This window comes from Microbulbifer halophilus (genome assembly GCF_026183675.1).
GTDB lineage: Bacteria > Pseudomonadota > Gammaproteobacteria > Pseudomonadales > Cellvibrionaceae > Microbulbifer > Microbulbifer halophilus.
The window spans coordinates 1-17,359 of sequence record NZ_JAPIVK010000037.1 but is presented as its reverse complement, the minus strand read 5'-3'; the positions used below and the strand labels follow the sequence as shown (position 1 = coordinate 17,359).

The following is a 17,359-nucleotide window of genomic DNA, read 5'->3' as shown; positions in this document are numbered from 1 at the left end:
GTTTTTCCTTTTCGAAGCGCGGGGCTCTGCCGGGCTTTCTCCACCCGGCTGGCATCGCCGGGCGGCCGCCCGTTCCGCTGTCCGCTCTGTTTATTTCCGTTGTTTCAGCTGCTCGCGCAGGCGTTCGTATTCCTTGCTGGAAATGGTCACCGACCCCTCTTCATCGGAATCGCCCCGGGCGGTCGCGGCGCGGCGGCGCAGGTTCAGGGATTCCGTGGAGGCGATCTGCGTGCCGGTGAGGGTGATGTTGTATTCGTTGTCGGTGTGATCGGTAATCGGCAGCAGCATCAGCCCGTCGGCCTCCCGGTACTGCACGAATTCTGCCAGCAGGCCGATATAGCGGACTTCCGGCGACAGCTCCAGTGTCTCCAGGCGCTGTTCGCCGGGGGCGAATTCCTTGAGAATCACGGTGTCGAGCAGGTCCCGGCCCAGGCGGGATTCGGCGTTTTCGTAGAGGTTGAGGAAATCCTCCCGCGCAAACTGGCGGTCGTCGGCGAGCATGAATACGCGCACCACCACCGGCGAGGCGCGGCCGTCGTTGTCCGGGTTGACGTCCTCCTCGATATCCACCGCCAGTTCCACGCTGGTATCGAAGTTCAGGGTGCGGCGCGTCGTCTGGCAGGCGGCCAGGCCCAGCACCAGCAGGCCGATCAGGATCAGTTGCGGAATTTTCTTGAGCGTCACGATAGGCTCCTGTTTATCGCTGTTGGTTGAGACTGCGCGCATTCTTCAATTCGGCCAGTTGGCTCTCGTAGGTCTCGGCAAACTCCTCACCGAACAGCCGCCGGTAACAGGCTTCGGGATCGCGCATCAGTTCGCGGTACATCTCCACAAAGCCCTCCCAGTTTTTTGCACTCCTGCTGGCGAAGACGCCACCGGCATTGCCGGCGCGGCGTTCGATATTGTCCGGGTTGAAAAACTTCAGCATGGCGTCGTAGCCGGCCCGCATGCCCGCGAGCACCGCCACCTGGTGATCCGAGAGGTCGTCGAAGCTGTCGCGGACCGCCTGTTGCGGCGCCATGAAAGCACCGTTGCCAGCAAACATCGCGTTCAGTGCATCCCGGGCATTGGCGCTGAACTTGAGCGGATTGTTGGCCTCGGTCTGGATCATGGTGCGCTGCACGCGCAGTTCGTTCTTGATGCTGGTGCGCGCGCGCAGCAGGTCGATCAGCCGTGTCACCGACTCCTCGACAATGGCGGCGGTCTGCTGATCGAGCTGCTGCAACTGCTCCGGCGACAGTTTCAGTCCCAGACCCGCCGCCAGCGCGTTGGCGGCAGGAGCCGGCCCGGACTGCGGAGGCGCGGCCTGGGGATGGGGCTGTGGCTCGCCCTGCGGCGGTACCGCCGGTTGCGGTGGCGCCGCCGCGGGTTGGGACGGCGGTGGCGAAGGTTGTGGCGGCGGTGTCGCGGGTTGCTGCGGGGGCGCCTGCGCCGGTTGCGGCGCGGGGGGCTGCTGCGGCTGCAACGGCGAAAACTGTTGCGAGGCGCCGGAAAAACCCGGGCCGGTGGACGGCGCTGGCTGTGCGCCGGTGTCAAATCCCGGTGCGCCCTCGACCTGCTGGCCCTCCATGGCGGCAAAGGAATCCGCGAACGGGTTGTCCGCGGGCGGCTGCTGTGGTGCCTGCACCTGCGGCGCCGGCTGGGGCTGTTGAGGAGGCGGGGCGGCCGGCGGCGGCTGCGGTGCCGCCGGCTCGGTTACCGGCGCCTGCGGTTGCTGTTGCGGGGCGAACTGCATCGAGTGACTGTCAGCCGGCGCGTGGTCCTGCTCGCTACCATCCTTCCACCAGTCATCGTCGTCCCAATTGCTGACAGCGGGAGACTGGGGGGAACCAAACCCGGAAAGCGGATCCCGGCCGGCGCCGGGGCCGCCGTCGAAAGCCGCCAGCGGGTCCGCGGCACCCTGCTCGCCGCCCAGGAAACTGTCGACGGAATCCGCCGACTGGGCAGCGCCGGCGACATATCCCCACTCGCCGGTGTCGGCGCCACCGCCGGCGCCCGGCTCCAGCCAGCTGTCCAGTTGCCGTGCCTCTTCCCGGTTCTGCATCTTGGCCGCGGCGGCGGGGCTGAAGGTGGTGCGGTCGGAACTGTCGAGGAAATCCGCTTCGCCGACGCCCTTGGGCAATCCGCTGTCGGCCTGGGGCCGGCGGATGGAGACCTTCAACTGGTAGTCCCCCGCGGTGACGGTATCGCCGTCGTTCAGCGGTACCCGGTTGCCCTTGCCGATGGGGTCGGAGGACTGGTTGTGGTAGGTACCGTTGGTGCTCAGGTCGGTCAGGAAATACCGGTTTTCATTGAAGGCGATCTGCGCATGCTGCGACGAGACCACCCGCTCCGGGTCCGGCAACACCCAGTCGTTGCTGTCGGCGCGCCCGATGCTGCCGCCGTCGGGCGTGAACAGTTTGGTGTGCTTGAGCATGTTGGCGCCCTCGGGATCGGCCAACACGGAGAGAACTAGGTCCATTTCACACTGACTCGCGCTTTGTTGTTATCGGTCGCCGCCGGATCGGTTCCGCGCGGTGTTTCGTTTCAGCTCCAGGGCCCCTGCAGCTCGTTGCCGGCCAAGGACTGCAGCCGCGGCAGCAGGATCTGGTCCCGCCCCTGCACCGAGCGCAGGGTACTGAAACCGGCTGCGGTAAATTGCGCCGCGGCCCGGTCGTTCAACAGCGCCTCGGCGCAGGGCGTTATCCACTGCCCCTGCGGCAGCCTGCGCAGGTGCAGCGGCAGGTCTTCGTAACGGTCGGCGGTCACCGGCGCCGGCCGGCCCTCGCGGACGAACTGTTCGCACAGCGACAGGGCCAGCAGGTAGGCACTGTTGCCCCAGAGGTAGTACCGGTGACCGTGTTCCTCGGTCAGTTCCTCGAATTCGAAGCAGTCGGTGGTGGCGGAATCGGCGCCGTAGGGCAGCCGCAACATGAAGCGGGGGCCGGCCAGCGCCAGATGGTCGCAGGCGGGGTATTCGCGCAGCGCCCGCCAGCTCTCGGCAAAGCTTTCGGACAGCGGGTAGTGCCAGTCGTCCGGGTCGGGGGAGCCCGCCAGGGTGGCGCAGCCGGCCAGGCGGCTGTCGCCGCCCAGCACCACGGCGCTGCCGGCGGCCTCGGCGATGGTGGCCAGGTCGATCAGCAGGTGCAGGTCCCGCTCGTCATCGGCAACATGGAAATCGCCCACGATCAGGTTGTAGGGCAGGCCGCCGGCGGTCGCCTCCCGCTCCACCAGGCACTTGAACAGCTGCGACTGCTCCAGGTCGTCTTCCGCGCGGGCGAAGTCGGCGAGGATTTCCTCCTTGCTGACGTCGATCACATGCAGTTCGAGATTCGGGTGATCCTCGAGGCGACGCAGCAGCAGGTGCAGGCTGCGCCAACTGGCCTCGAGCTGGCGGAAATCGCTCTGATGCATGATTTTGCGCATGGCCTCGGAGGCTGCGTCCGCAACCGCCTGCAGATAGGCATCCTGTTCCGCATCGGGTTTTTCCTGCACGTAGGGCGCGACGATATCCTTGATCAGCCGGTCGATCCGGCCCTCGGGGCTCGAGGTGTAGGCCTCGCGGTAGCCGTCGCCGGACAGTACGGCGTCGAGCATCGACTGCGCCCCGGAATCGCCGGCGGATTGCCGCGCCTCCGGGCGCAGCTCCGGCCGCCAGTGCCGGATTTCCTCGGCGGCACCGGCAAATTCCGCCGGCTTCAACAGGCGCTTCTCCAGTTCGATAAACTGGCGGAAGAGCGGCACGCGGCTGTAGAGGTAGTCCGGGTGCAGGTCGTCGAATTCCAGCAGCGACAGGGGCCTGTCCATGACCGGCAGTTGCAGGCGCACCCCCATCTGCTCGAACAGCGACTCGAAGTTGTCCTTGCGCAGGCGGTGGGCCGGGCGCCGGGCGAGGTTTTCCGGCTCGCACTGGCGCCGGCTGGCGCGGCCGCTGAGATCCGCCAACACGGCCACCTTGAGGATACCGGCCCCGGATAGCTGTTGCGGTGCGCTGCTTTCTTCATCGCCGCGGGAAAATGTACTGCCGGTATTGATTGTCGCTCGACTCAAGATCAGCTCTCCATAGCGGCGATTTCGCCGGCTTTTTTATTGTCCACTTCGCCGTTTACCTTTTCGTGACCGGCGACACTTTCATCTTCATCGATTTTTCTCGATGAAGGCTCGCCGGGCCCGGCCAGCGTCTCGTTTTCCGATTTGCGCGGGCGACCCCGCTTCAGCGGGCGCACGCGCTGGTTGGCAATCTGCTCGATCTTCTCCTTGAAGACATCGCCACCCAGGACATGGCCGAGCTTGATGGTCTCGGCGATATATTCCAGCAGGCGCCGGTCGAAGCTGTAGCGGAACAGCCGGCGATAGGCCTCCGCCCGCTCCTGCGGTGTCTCCCCCAGTTGCAGGTAGAGGCGGTGGTCAGTAATCACTTCACTTTGTACCACACTGGCGTGGTGATTGAAGCTGGACCAGGGATAGTCGCCCAGGGATTCCGCCAGCCCCAGGTACATGGGTCGCAGTTCCACGTAGCGATAACAGGTCAGCAGGTAGGCATCGGAATCGATCAGGCTCGACTTGTAGCGTCCCGCCCAGAGAGTGCCGGAGCGTTTGTAGCGGTGATTGACATACTGCACGTAGCGTCGCCCGAGGGACTGCATCATCGACGGAATACCGTTGGGTACCCGCGGCGTTGCGATGATCTGCACCATGTTCGGCAACAACACGTAGGCGTGAACGTCGACATTGTACTGGTCGGCCGCATTGCGCAGACTGATCAAATAGAATTGATAGTCCTCGCCGTCAAAGAAGCACGGCAGGTTGTTGTGTCCGACCTGGACAATGTGCTGCGGAATATCAATCAGGTTGAGTCGGGGTAGACGGGGCATCTCGCCAATAAATCCTTTTCTCGCTCGGGCGGGATCGCCCGGGCATCCATCCGGTGAGTCGGTGCATTATCGCAAATGAATCAAAAAAATTTCAAACGGATGCTGTTACCAAGTTAACATTAAAACATGGTTGCGATGGGATTCCGGTCTGTTACCAACCCGCCAACTATTCAAAAAAATATGATTAACGAGGGAGTTTCAGCGGACATGGAGGCAATCAGGCTGGCGGTCAACGGGAGAACCGATATCGGCAGGGTGCGGGAAGAAAACGAAGACTGCATCCGCTGGCACGGCGACCCGGAGCAGCCGTTTTCCTATATCGTCATCGCCGACGGCATGGGTGGCTACAGCGGCGGCGCCACTGCCAGCCGCATTGCCGCCGACACACTCGACCGGCAACTCGCACTATTGCCGGACGGCATCTTTCTTTCCTGTTCACCGGACCAGCAGCAACTCATGTTGCGCGCCACCCTGATCGACGCCATCGATATTGCCAATCGCGAAATCCTGGAAACCAAGGGCACACACCCGCAGTTTTCACAGATGGGCACCACATTGGTCGCCGGGGTCATCTGGGGGGATTTCCTGATCGTTGCCCATATCGGCGACTCCCGTGCCTATCTGTGGAACAACTACGGCCTGCAACGGCTGACACGCGATCACAGCGTGGTTCAGGAAATGATGGACCAGGGAAAAATCACCGAACAGCAGGCCCAGGAATCCAATATCCGCAACCATATCACCCGCGCGCTGGGTGTGTCGGAGCAGGTGGAACCCACCATCAACAGCTGGACACTGACCGAGAGTGCACTGCTGTTTCTCTGCAGCGACGGCCTGACGGAATACCTCGACGACCATACCATCGAGCGCGTACTGGCGACGCACCGACCGGCGCTGGAGTGCGTCTACCGTTTTATCGACGACGCCAACCAGCTCGGTGGCAGGGACAATATCAGTGCCGGCATCATGGAGTTTTCCAATACGCCGGGCGATTTCGCAGAGACTTCTCCCGAGGCCATTACACGCAAGCCCAAAAAGGACGACATCACTGTCCGCAAGGAACAGCGATAGGAAAACCATGCCATGACACCGGACAGTCTGGTCGAATTTATTCCATTAAAACTGGCAGAAATTCATCCGCCCGCCATCGAAACGCGCGGCGGGGACCCGGTTGCACTCTGCAACTGGGTCAACCGGTTTTCGACACAGCCGCCCCCCTCCCGTCCCCAGACGCCCCTCGGCGACCTCTGGCCACGGCTTCCGCGTATCGACGCGAACCATTACAGCCTGTCACAGGCACCGCGGCCGGAATTGCTGTACACCGCCGACTGCGGCCCGGTGATTTTCTGCAATAACGCCGGCCGCAATGCAGCGGGTGACCCCCTGCCGGCCGTGGAGAACTGCCAGCGGGTCGCCGGCCATGTAATCGCCTGTAATGGCGAGGTGGCATTCTCGCGCACCGATTTTGTCCTGCCCGGCCCCATTCCATTTCACTGGCAGCGCCACTACCGGCAGGGCCTCGCCGAAGGCTGGCGGCACAGTCTCGACGAACACCTGCAGATCGACCATGGCGGCGAGGAAAGCGAGCCGGGCGCGTTCCTGCATACCGCGGACGGCAGGCGCATCGCCTTTACCCTGCCGGCCATCGGCCACAGCAGTTACAACCGCTTCGAGCGATTGCTGCTGCACCGCCAGAGCCTGCACAGTTTTCGCCTGCTGGGCTTCGGTACCGCCGCGAAAATATTTCGCGCGGACGGCACCGGTCGCTCCCTGCCGCTCACGGAAATTCGCGATGCCTGCGGCAACACCCTGACCATCGACTACCAGCGCGGTCGCCCCGGTCGGGTGGTCAGCTCCTGGGGACGCGCGCTCGAGTTCGAATACCGGGGCGAGGCGCTGATCCGCATTCTCGATAGCCAGGCCGCCGCCGGGGCACCGCCGCTGTGCGAGTACGAGTACGACGAAGACACGGCCCTGCTGGCAACCGCCCGGGGCGAGAGAACGGAAGAGCACTACCGCTACGAAGCCGGGCAACTGGCCGATATCGCCGATCGCGGCGGCGCCGCGGTCTGCTTTTCCCGCGATGCGCGCGGGCGCTGCCACCAGATTCTTGTCAACGATCTCGAGTACCGCCTGCACTGGAGCCGCTCGCAGCGCCTGTGCCGCCTCGACAGCCCCGCAGGGGACAGTATCCGCTGGACCTTCAACCGCCGCGGCCAGCTGTTGAGCGAACAGCAGGGCGACGGCGAGCGGCGCTGTTTCTACGACCACTACGGCAATCTCTGCCAGGTCACCGCCGCCGACGGCCACCGCGAGATTTTCCGCTGCGACGAGTTCGGACGGCTGCTGCGCCGCACCTGCGACGGCGCCAGCGACCGCTACCTCTACGACAGCGATGGCTTGCTCCTCGCGGCCCAGCGACGCGGGGAACAGAACTGGCGCTTTCACCGCGACCGGGCGGGGCTGCTGCGGGAAATCGTCGACCCGGCCGGAAAAACCTGGCGCTGCGCCTACGACGACCGCGGCCTGCTGGAGGAACTGGCGGACCCGGAAGGCGGCCGGGTGAAATTTCACTGGGACGGCCAGGCACAGCTGCAGGCACTGACCCGCGGCGAACGCCGCTGGGCGTTCGGCTACAGCCACCGCAACCGGCTGGAAGAACTGGAAATCGACGGCGAAGTACGCGGTCGCTGGCACTACGGCGAGCGCGGCGAACTGCGCAGTGCGGAATTCGGCGAGGCCCTGCTGGAACTCGACTGCGACGACGGCGATCGCCCCTGCCGGATCCGGCGGGACGGGCAGACCCTGCTGCAGTGGCAGCGCGACGCCGCCGGCAGTATTCGCGCGATCACCTTCGCCGACGGCCGGCACTGGAGCCTCGATTACGACATCGGCGGCCGGCTGTCGCAACTGCAGACCGAAAGCGGTGCCTACCGCTGGCACTACGATGGCTGCGGCCGCCCGGCGGAATTCGCCGGCAGCGACGGCTTTCGCCGCCAGTGGCACTACCGGTGCGACGGCCGGGTGAGCGAATACCGCGACGGCGACACCCACTGGTACCTGGCTTACGACAGCACGGGGCAACTGCGGCGGGTGCGCAACAACAGCGGCCAGCAGTGCGAATTCCACTTCGATGACCACGGCCGCCTGATCCAGGCCGGCAACGAACACAGCCACCTGCGTTTCCGCTACGACAGCCGCGGCCTGCTGGTGGCGGAGCACTGCGACGGCAGCGACGGCGACCAGCTCAGCGTCAGGCACCGCTACGACGATCGCGGCTGGCTCAGCCGGTCCGCCTCCGACAGCCTGGACATCGCCTGCCTGTTCTCCCCGGACGGCGACCTCTACGGCGTGGATGCCAATGGCGAGACAGCGGTGCGCTGCGAACGACAGGGCACGGAACAGATCCGCCACCAGGGGCGGGCCCGCAGTCGCCACCAGTTTCACGGCGGCCGGCTCGCGGCGATCGAAATTGCCGATGAGCTGCGCTGGCAGTTTCCCCCCGCGGAACCACTGGACGGTCGCTTCCCGATCCCGCAGCCGCACCCTCACGCGGTGGAATGGGACAGGCGCGGCAATGTGGCGCGGGAAATCCGCCCCGGCGCGCGGCGGCGCGAACACCGCTACCAGTACGACGGCTGGGGCCTGATGACCAGTGCCGAATGCGGCGATTTCAAGACTCTGTTCCGCTACGACCCCTTCGGGCGGCGGCTGGCGAAAATCACCACCCACCGGCGCTCCAGCCGCCGGCGATGCCTGCTGACACTGTGGACCGCCACCGGCCTGTGGCGCGAGGCAACGCTGGTGGACGACACCCGCAAGGCCACGCTGCACTACCTGCACCACCCTGTCGACGGCGGCCCGCTGGCGCGCCTGCGCGACGATACGCTGGAGCACTATGTCGCCGATGCCGATGGCGCCCTCACCGCCGTGATCGACGACAACGGCGAGCCGCTGTGGCAGCGGGACGGCGCGCCGGAGCCGTCCGCGGGCCGCCAGCGGGGCCCCGGCAACTACCGGGGCAGCGACGGCCTATTCGATGGCGAGACGGGGCTCCTCTACCGCTGGCGAGGCTATCGCTACGCCGGCGCCAGCCTGAACCAGCTGCCGGACCTGCCACCACCGGCGCGGCCGGCCGCGGAAAGCGATGGGGGCGATGAAGACGAAATCGGGACCGGGATGGCGGACAAAGTCTACAATCCCGGGTAATCTTCCCGGTTTCGACACATTTATGAACACAAGTTTCGGAATTCGAAATGTTTTTCGATGCCACAAGCCGAAACTAAACCCCGAAACTTGAGTTATGAACAACGCTTTCGAGATCGGCGGTATCGCCGTTGAACGGGGCGAGACCCGCCGCATCGACCTGCCGGTGGTGCGCCTCTATACCGACACAGAAATGGCCATTCCGGTCTATGTGAAGCGCGGCAAAAAGCCCGGCCCCACCCTCTTCGTCAGCGCCGCCATTCACGGCGACGAACTCAACGGTATCGAGATTATCAGCCGCCTGATCCGCTCGCGCGCACTGAGATCCCTGCGCGGTACCCTGATCGCCGTGCCCATCGTCAACGTCTACGGCGTGCTGGAGCAGTCCCGCTACCTGCCCGACCGGCGCGACCTGAACCGCTCCTTCCCCGGCTCCGCCAAGGGCTCGCTGGCGGCGCGCATGGCGCACGTATTCCAGACCGAAATCCTGTCGAAATGCGAATACGGGATCGATTTGCACACCGGCGCCATCCACCGCAGCAACCTGCCGCAGATCCGCGCCAACCTCGACGACGACGAGACACTCTCCATGGCCGGCGCCTTCGGCGTACCGGTGCTGCTCAACGCCACCCTGCGCGACGGGTCGCTGCGCGCGGCGGCGGCGGACCTGGGTGTGCGTATCCTGCTGTACGAGGCCGGCGAGGCGCTGCGTTTCGACGAGTTCTGTATCCGCGCCGGCGTCAGGGGCACACTCAATGTGCTGCGCCACCTGAAAATGCTGCCGCAATCGCGGCGCAAGCAGGGCTACGAGCCCTACGTCGCGCGGCGCAGCGGCTGGCTGCGCGCCGGCGACAGCGGCATCGTCAATCACAAAAAGCGGCTCGGCGATCACGTCAAGAAAGGCGACCTGCTGGCCACCATCGCCGACCCCTTCGGTCACGAGCTGGACCAGGTACTGTGCAACGCCGACGGCATCATCATCGGCCGGCAGAATATTCCGCTGGTACAGGAGGGCGAGGCCATGTTCCACATCGCCTATTTTCACGAGCTGGATGAAGTGGCGGAGAACCTGGGGCAGTGGCAGGACAGCCTGTTGCCGGATGAGAACTTCTGACGTTCAGGCCACCACCCGGGTGGCCTGAACGCAAGGGAACATCAACCTTTCTTGAAATACCTCAACTGGTTGTTGTCCTCGTCACACTCCTCCACCTGGTTCTTATAGTCCGCCGTGGCAATCAGTTCCGCGTCGGGATCGAATACCCAGTAGCTGAATGTAAAGGTGAGGACGACGCTGGCACCCGCGGCGAGACCGCTCACACCCTGCACATCGTTCGCGCTGGTCCCGGGATCGATCAGCCGGGTATGGAATCCGCCCGCAGCCACACCGCCGATATTGCTGACTGTGACCTGGACCTCAGAGGTACCATTGGCGTTATTCCAGACCGGGTCGGCGATATCCGCCACCACCAGGTCCGGCTGCTTGCAGGGATTGCCCCGCACGCACTCGCACATGAACAGTTCGCTTTTGAACGGCTCGCGGCTCATCGGGTGAACGAAACACACCGGGTAATCGTCAAACTGGTTGCCGTACAGCCAGTGGGATTTGGGATCGTCGATCGGTTCCAGGATGATCGCCTCGTCCCGTGTCACCTTGCAGACATTGGACCTTCTCGTCTGCTCGTCCATATCGGTGCTGGCTTCACTTTCCGAGTGCGCCCCCACCCAGACTTCACAGGTTTTCGGGCAGGTCATGGGCCCCTCCCCTTTATAGAAGTTCGGGTACCAGCCTACCGCATGGCTCCCCATGGAAAGATCCTGTATCGGGTCGGCGTACGAAGCCGGTGAAGCGGCGATTGCCGCGAGGACAAGAATGAATGCAACAGACTTCCACATAGAGCTTCCCTCTCTTGTTATTGGCTTGTTATTGGATTGGTATTTCCCCGGCGGGCTGGACGACTTCCCTGCAACTGTCGAACCCGCCGCGAATAGAACCTAGTCGGCCGTGCGCAGCGAACTGTTACAGAACTTTGCGCACGGCCCCCTAGATACCGGAGATCCGGCGACAATTCAAGCGAGGGAAGCTTTTACGCGCCGGTGTGACGGGAATCCTGTACAGCCGTGTAGGTTGGCGTGAGCGCAGCGAAGTCCGACTCGGGCCGCCCCGTGTCTAACGGTGCCGGCGCAACTGATCCAGCACTTCCTCACTCGGATAGCCCTGCACCTCCACGCCGATACGCTTCTCGAACTCCCGGATCGCACCGCGGGTGCCGGAGCCGGCCTTGCCGTCGATCGCTCCCTTGTAGAGACCTTTGGATTTGAGGATTTTCTGCATCTCCTCCACCTGCCCGCTGTCGACCGGCGTGAAGGGGCGCTCCCAGTCGTGCACCAGACCGCTGCCGCCGCCGATCCGGTCCGCCAGCAGACCCACGGCCGTGGCGTAGCGATCGGAGTTGTTGTAGCGCTTGATGACGAAGAAGTTTTTCAGCATCAGGAAAGCCGGTCCATTGCGGCCCGCCGGCAGTTTCAACTCCGCCATATCGTTGGGGCGCGGGAAGGATTTGCCCCCCACACGCTTCACGCCCCACTTGTCCCGCCACTCCGCCAGGGTCAGCTCGCCCGCCGGCAGTTTGCGCTCGGGAATCGTGACTTCGTAGCCCCAGGTCTCGCCGCGGCGCCAGCCGTTTTTCGACAGCAGGCTCGCCGCCGTGGCCAGGGCATCGGGTACCGAGTTCCAGATATCGCGGCGGCCGTCGCCGTCGATATCCACCGCGTAGGCCTGGTAACTGGTGGGAATAAATTGGGTGTGGCCCATGGCACCGGCCCAGGAGCCGGTCAGGTGGCTCTTGTCGATATCGCCGCTCTGCAGGATTTCCAACGCGGCCAGTAGTTGCTGGCGACCGAATTTTGCCCGCCGCGGGTCGGCGTAGGCGAGGGTCGCCAGGGAGCGGATGACATTGCGCATCACCGTGTCGCTCTCGAGGATGGCGCCGTAACTGGACTCGACCGACCAGATCGCCAGCAGGATATTCGGGTTGACGCCGAAGCGCCGCTCGATCCTGTCGAGCCAGGGCTGCAATTCCTTTTTCCGGGCCCGGCCGCGCTTGACGGCCCCCTCAGTTACGCGGTTGTCGAAGTACTGCCACACCGGCGCCTTGAACTCCGGCTGGTAGCTGGCCTTGTCCAGCACCCACTGGTCCGGCGATGTAATGCCCTCGAAGGCGCGGTCGTAGATTTCCGGCGAAATGCCCTCGGCGATGGCGGTTTTGCGGAATTCCCTGACCCATTTCAGGAAATCCTCGTCATCGGCGGCGGCCGCCGGCGCAAACAGGGACGAGAGACACAGCAACAGGCTGGCGCAGAGGGCGGCAATACCCCCGCGCGGGGCGAGCGGGCTGAACATGGCAACTCCTTCAGCAGTTCGATAGCTCGCTCAAGAGTAGAGCGGAATCCGCCGTTCGGAAAGGCGTATTGCCAGAACCGTGACCGAGTGCGGCCCCGGAGTTGTGAGATCAGGGAATCACGTAGAAAAGCACCGCAAAGAAATGCAGCGCGCCACCGGCGAGCACGAACAGGTGCCAGATGGCGTGGTGGAAGCGCAGGCTCCGCCACAGGTAAAAGGCGATACCGCCGGTGTAACAGAGACCGCCCAGCACCAGCAACCACAGGCCACCGGGCTCCAGGCTGTCCATCAGCGGCTTGATGGCCGCCACCACCACCCAGCCCATCAGCGCGCTGAGTGTGACCGACAGGGCGCGGACCTTTTTCAGCGGCGTGAACTGGATCACCAGCCCCGCCAGCGCCAGCCCCCAGATCACACCGAACAGCCACCAGCCCCAGGGCCCGCGCAGGGTCACCAGCGTGAAAGGGGTGTAAGTGCCCGCTATCAGCAGGAAGATGGCCGAGTGGTCGATGGTGCGCAACACCGCCTTGGCACGGCTGTGGCTGATGCTGTGGTAGAGGGTCGAGGAACCAAAACACAGAATCAGGGTGGCGGCGTAAACGCTGGAGCTGACGATATGCCAGGCATCACCGCGCAGGGCGGCGAAACCGCAGAGGACACCGAGACCGGCGATCGCCAGCAGTGCCCCGACACCGTGGGTGATACTGTTGGCCAACTCTTCAGCGAAGCTGTAACGGGCGGCGATGGTGGATGGCATGGATACCCCAAATTCTTTTAAGCTGGCGTCCGGCTGCAATACAGAGCAGCCGGACAGGAACCAGCCTGACAGCAGTTTGTGACCGATCGATTAAATATAGTCCACATCATCGTTCCGGCCAGACGCGGGCGCAAGGACTGAATGGGACTGCAGATTCACAGGGAGGAGGAACAACAGTGGCAAACGACCCACAACAGATACTACAGAAACACTTCCGCCTGCAAAACTTCAAACCCGGCCAGCGGGCGGTGATCGATACACTGTTGGCCGGCGAGTCGGCGCTGGCCATCTTTCCCACCGGCGGCGGCAAGAGCCTCTGCTACCAGCTGCCCGCACTGGCCATCGACGGATTGACACTGGTGATCTCGCCACTGATCGCACTGATGCAGGATCAGGTGGATACCCTGCAGTCCCTCGGTATCGCCGCCGCGCGGCTGGACTCCAGCCGCAGCGGCGACGAGGTGCGGGAGATCTACCGGCAGCTGCGCGGCGGTGAACTGAAACTGCTGTATATCGCCCCGGAGCGGTTGCAGAACGAGCGCTTCCTGCAACTGCTGCGCGGGCTGCGTATCGGATTGATGGCGGTGGACGAGGCCCACTGCATCTCCGAGTGGGGGCACAACTTCCGGCCCGACTACCTCAAACTGGCGGGGCTGGCGGGCGAGCTGGGCGTCGAGCGCATACTGGCGCTGACCGCCACCGCCACGCCGGAAGTGGCCGCGGATATCCGCCGCCAGTTCGGCATCGCCGACGGCGCCCAGGTACAGACCGGCTTCTACCGCGAAAACCTGCAGCTGGCAGTCACCCCCTGCGGCGAATCGCACCGGCTGCCGCGCCTGACCGAGCGCCTCCAGTCCGCCCCGCAGGACCCGGCGATCGTCTATGTAACCCTGCAGCAGACTGCGGAAAGCGTCGCCGGGCGGCTCAGCGAAGCCGGCGTGCGCGCCGCGGCCTACCACGCCGGCATGAAGCCCGAGGAGCGCGAGCGAATACAGAACGCCTTCATGGCCGGCGAGGTCAATGCGGTGGTGGCCACCATCGCCTTCGGCATGGGGATCGACAAGGCGGATATCCGCGCCGTCTACCACTACAACCTGCCCAAGTCGCTGGAAAACTACATGCAGGAAATCGGCCGCGCCGGCCGCGATGGCGAACCGGCCCGCTGCGAACTCTTCGCCTGCGCCGGCGACGTGCGCGTGTTGGAGAATTTCACCTACGGCGACACGCCCATCGCCGAACACCTGTGGGCGCTATTGCGCCGGTTGCTGGAACAGGGGGAGGAGTTCGACATCTCCGTCTACGAGCTGTCCAACCAGTTCGATATCCGCCAGTTGGTGGTCAACACGGCGCTGACGTATCTGGAGCTGGAAGGCGTAATCCGCGCCACCGGCCCTTTCTACACCACCCACCAGATACGTTTCCTGCAACCGGCGGAACAGATACTGCAACGCTTCGACCCGGCGCGGGCGGACTTCCTGCAGCGGCTGTTCGACGCCGGCAAAATGGGCCGCACCTGGCTCACCATTGAGGTACAGCGGGCCGGGGAACAGCTGGGCGAGCCGCGCACGCGCATTCTCAAGGCGCTGCAGTTCCTGGAGGAACAGGGCTGTATTGAGACCCGCGCCAAGGGCGTGCGCCAGGGCTACCGTCGCCTGCAACTGCCGGACCTGCCCGCCCTCGGCGAGCGCCTGGAGCAGCTCTTCGCCCGCCGCGAGCAACAGGACCTGGCGCGGCTGCAGCTGGTGCTGGACTATGCCGCCAGCCCCGAGTGCCTGCCGGCGCAACTGTGCGGCTATTTCGGCGAACGGCTGTCACAGCCATGCGGCCACTGCAGCAGCTGCCGGGAGCCGCGGGTGCGCGAACTGCCGGGGGCGGCGCCGGAGGCGATCGGAGAGGAACAGCGGCGGGAAATCGGGCGGCTGGTCGCAGAGCAGCGCGAAGCCCTGTCGCACCCGCGACAACTGGCGCGCTTCCTCTGCGGCCTCGCCAGCCCCGCCACGGTGCGATTGCGCAAACATCCGCAGTTCGGCAGTCTCTCCCGGCAGCCCTTCCGCGAGGTCCTGGCGCTGGCGGAGCGGTATCTGTAGGGTGCGCCGTGCGCACCGGACACACTCGCGTGTCCGACCGATTCCCGGCGGTGCGCGCGGCGCACCCTACCCTGGAAAGAGCCTGGATAGGAGACAAAAACGGCGTCCCGTGGGACGCCGTTTTCGCAGGAGCCGCAAGGCAATCAGGCGCTGGGCTTGTGAATGCCCATTTCGCACAGGGCCGAGGCATCGCGCACGATGGTTTCGTTGCGATCCGGGCCGGTGGAGATGATATCGATGGGCGCCCCCACCAGTTCCTCGATGCGGGCGATATAGGCGCGCGCCTCGGCCGGCAGCTCCGCCTCGCGGCGCACGCCGAAGGTGGTCTGGCTCCAGCCGGGCAGGGTTTCGTAGACGGGTTCCACGCCATCCCAGCCGGTGGAATCGAACGGGATGGGCACCTCCTCGCCGGCGCTGTTGCGGTAGCCCACGCAGATCTTCACTTCCTCGAGACCGTCGAGCACGTCCAGCTTGGTCAGGCACAGGCCCGAGATGCTGTTGATACGGATGGCGTGGCGCACGGCGATGGCGTCGAACCAGCCGGTACGGCGCTGGCGGCCGGTGGTGGCACCGAACTCGTGGCCCTTCTCGCCCAGGTGGCGACCCACATCGCAACCCAGCTCCGTGGGGAAGGGGCCGCTGCCGACGCGGGTGGTGTAGGCCTTGGTGATACCCAGCACATAGTCCAGGTACAGGGGACCGAAACCGGAACCGGTGGCGGTGCCGCCGGCGGTGGTGTTGGAGGAGGTCACGAAGGGGTAGGTGCCGTGGTCGATATCCAGCAGGGAGCCCTGGGCGCCCTCGAACAGGATATGGTCGCCGCGTTCGCGGGCCCGGTGCAGTGTATCGGCGACGTCGGTGATCATCGGCACCAGTTCATCGCGCCAGACGCAGGCCCGCTCGACCATGTCGTCGTAGCTGACCGGGTTCTCCTTGTAGTACTGCGTCAGGGTGAAGTTGTGGTATTCGAGCAGCTCCTCCAACTGTTCGCAGAAGCTGTCCCAGTTGCACAGGTCGCCCAGGCGCAGGCCGCGGCGCGCCACCTTGTCTTCATAGGCCGGGCCGATGCCGCGGCCGGTGGTGCCGATGGCCTTTTTGCCGCGGGCCTTTTCCCGCGCCCGATCCAGCGCCACGTGCACCGGCAGTATCAGCGGGCAGGCCGGGGACAGGCGCAGGCGCTCGCGCACCGGCACACTTTTCTCTTCCAGCTCGGCCATTTCCGTGAGCAGCGCCTCCGGCGACAGCACCACGCCGTTGCCGATCAGGCAGGTCACGGTGGGGCGCAGTATGCCGGACGGAATCAGGTGCAGTACCGTTTTCTCGCCGTCGATCACCAGGGTATGGCCGGCGTTGTGGCCGCCCTGGAAGCGCACCACCAGAGATACCTTCTCGGTCAGAAGGTCGACGATCTTGCCCTTGCCCTCGTCGCCCCACTGGGTGCCCAGTACTACTACGTTCTTGCCCATTTGCGTGATACTCGTCGTTAACTCAGTAATCTTAGCTATCGCTATGGTGCGCTGCGCGCACCGCAATCGATGATCAGCCCCGTGGCTTCACCACCCAGTCTCCATCCTCGCGCACCAGTTCGCGGTCGCAGCGCGCCAGGGTCTCGCCTTCGTCGCCGTCCGGCAGCGCGCCGATCACCACTTCGCCGGCCCGGCGGAGCTGGCCCACCACGCGCCACAGGGATTCCACATCGCCGCTCGACTCGTCGGGCACGGGCGCGAGAATGGCACCGGACAGGCTTTCCGCCGAGGTGCCGAGGGTGTTCAGTGCCACCAGGTCGGTACTGAAACCGGTGGCGGCGCGCTCGCGGCCGAACACGGCGCCGATGCCGTTGTAGCGGCCGCCGTTGGCCAGCGCCTGGCCGTGGCCGGGCGTGTAGGCGGCAAATACCAGGCCGGTCTCGTAGTCGTAGCCGCGCACTTCGGACAGGTCGAAGAAGAGTTCCACCGCCGGGTAGCGCTGCGCCAGCAGTTCCGCGGTGCGCTGCAGGTCCGCCAGTGCCGCCTGCAGCGCCCCGGGCGCGCCGGCGAACAGTTCGCGGGCGCGGGCC

The 17,359-nt window shown here is 64.9% G+C and carries 13 protein-coding genes; 4 read left to right on the top strand and 9 right to left on the bottom strand.

Annotated features, from left to right (window positions below; all coding sequences use genetic code 11):
* Nucleotides 1-90: 90 nt before the first annotated feature.
* The 4 genes from tssJ to OQE62_RS16295 all read right to left on the bottom strand — a co-directional run bounded on the left by tssJ (nt 91) and on the right by OQE62_RS16295 (nt 4,853).
* A complete protein-coding gene (tssJ, locus tag OQE62_RS16310) occupies nt 91-684 on the bottom strand; it encodes a type VI secretion system lipoprotein TssJ (protein WP_265723108.1) in 594 nt (197 codons plus the stop codon).
* Nucleotides 685-697: 13 nt separating this feature from the next.
* Nucleotides 698-2,461: a type VI secretion system-associated FHA domain protein TagH gene (tagH, locus tag OQE62_RS16305; RefSeq protein ID WP_265723107.1), complete on the bottom strand. Its 1,764-nt coding sequence runs from the start codon at nt 2,459-2,461 to the stop codon at nt 698-700.
* A gap of 65 nt (nt 2,462-2,526) precedes the next feature.
* Nucleotides 2,527-4,029: a type VI secretion system contractile sheath domain-containing protein gene (locus OQE62_RS16300; RefSeq protein WP_265723106.1), complete on the bottom strand. Its 1,503-nt coding sequence runs from the start codon at nt 4,027-4,029 to the stop codon at nt 2,527-2,529.
* A gap of 2 nt (nt 4,030-4,031) precedes the next feature.
* A complete protein-coding gene (locus OQE62_RS16295) occupies nt 4,032-4,853 on the bottom strand; it encodes a transposase (RefSeq protein ID WP_265723105.1) in 822 nt (273 codons plus the stop codon).
* Between the two features lie 207 nt (nt 4,854-5,060).
* Between OQE62_RS16295 and OQE62_RS16290 the strand changes: the two genes are divergently transcribed.
* The 3 genes from OQE62_RS16290 to OQE62_RS16280 all read left to right on the top strand — a co-directional run bounded on the left by OQE62_RS16290 (nt 5,061) and on the right by OQE62_RS16280 (nt 10,173).
* Nucleotides 5,061-5,924 (top strand): Stp1/IreP family PP2C-type Ser/Thr phosphatase, encoded by an 864-nt coding sequence (locus tag OQE62_RS16290; protein ID WP_265723104.1) that lies wholly within the window; start codon nt 5,061-5,063, stop codon nt 5,922-5,924.
* A gap of 12 nt (nt 5,925-5,936) precedes the next feature.
* The gene (locus tag OQE62_RS16285; protein WP_265723103.1) at nt 5,937-9,062 is read left to right on the top strand and encodes a DUF6531 domain-containing protein; all 3,126 of its coding nucleotides are present in this window, start codon (nt 5,937-5,939) and stop codon (nt 9,060-9,062) included.
* A gap of 94 nt (nt 9,063-9,156) precedes the next feature.
* Complete coding sequence (locus tag OQE62_RS16280) at nt 9,157-10,173, top strand: succinylglutamate desuccinylase/aspartoacylase family protein (protein ID WP_265723102.1); 1,017 nt, start codon at nt 9,157-9,159, stop codon at nt 10,171-10,173.
* A gap of 41 nt (nt 10,174-10,214) precedes the next feature.
* On the opposite strand, the gene OQE62_RS16275 is transcribed toward OQE62_RS16280, so the two are convergent.
* From OQE62_RS16275 to trhA, 3 genes are all read right to left on the bottom strand, one after another.
* The gene (locus tag OQE62_RS16275; RefSeq protein ID WP_265723101.1) at nt 10,215-10,952 is read right to left on the bottom strand and encodes a CARDB domain-containing protein; all 738 of its coding nucleotides are present in this window, start codon (nt 10,950-10,952) and stop codon (nt 10,215-10,217) included.
* Between the two features lie 274 nt (nt 10,953-11,226).
* Nucleotides 11,227-12,459, bottom strand: a complete 1,233-nt coding sequence (locus OQE62_RS16270; RefSeq protein WP_265723100.1) for a lytic murein transglycosylase — start codon at nt 12,457-12,459, stop codon at nt 11,227-11,229.
* 109 nt (nt 12,460-12,568) lie between these two features.
* Nucleotides 12,569-13,216: a PAQR family membrane homeostasis protein TrhA gene (gene trhA, locus OQE62_RS16265; RefSeq protein ID WP_265723099.1), complete on the bottom strand. Its 648-nt coding sequence runs from the start codon at nt 13,214-13,216 to the stop codon at nt 12,569-12,571.
* A 176-nt stretch (nt 13,217-13,392) separates the two neighbouring features.
* Between trhA and OQE62_RS16260 the strand changes: the two genes are divergently transcribed.
* Nucleotides 13,393-15,303 (top strand): RecQ family ATP-dependent DNA helicase, encoded by a 1,911-nt coding sequence (locus OQE62_RS16260; RefSeq protein ID WP_265723098.1) that lies wholly within the window; start codon nt 13,393-13,395, stop codon nt 15,301-15,303.
* A gap of 143 nt (nt 15,304-15,446) precedes the next feature.
* Here the strand turns inward: OQE62_RS16260 and OQE62_RS16255 are convergent, their stop codons facing one another.
* Both OQE62_RS16255 and OQE62_RS16250 read right to left on the bottom strand, forming a co-directional pair.
* On the bottom strand, nt 15,447-16,769 hold the full coding sequence (locus tag OQE62_RS16255; RefSeq protein WP_265723097.1) for an adenylosuccinate synthase: 1,323 nt from the start codon (nt 16,767-16,769) through the stop codon (nt 15,447-15,449).
* A gap of 73 nt (nt 16,770-16,842) precedes the next feature.
* The coding region (locus OQE62_RS16250) for an ATP phosphoribosyltransferase regulatory subunit (RefSeq protein WP_265723096.1) at nt 16,843-17,359 on the bottom strand (517 nt) is incomplete at its 5' end.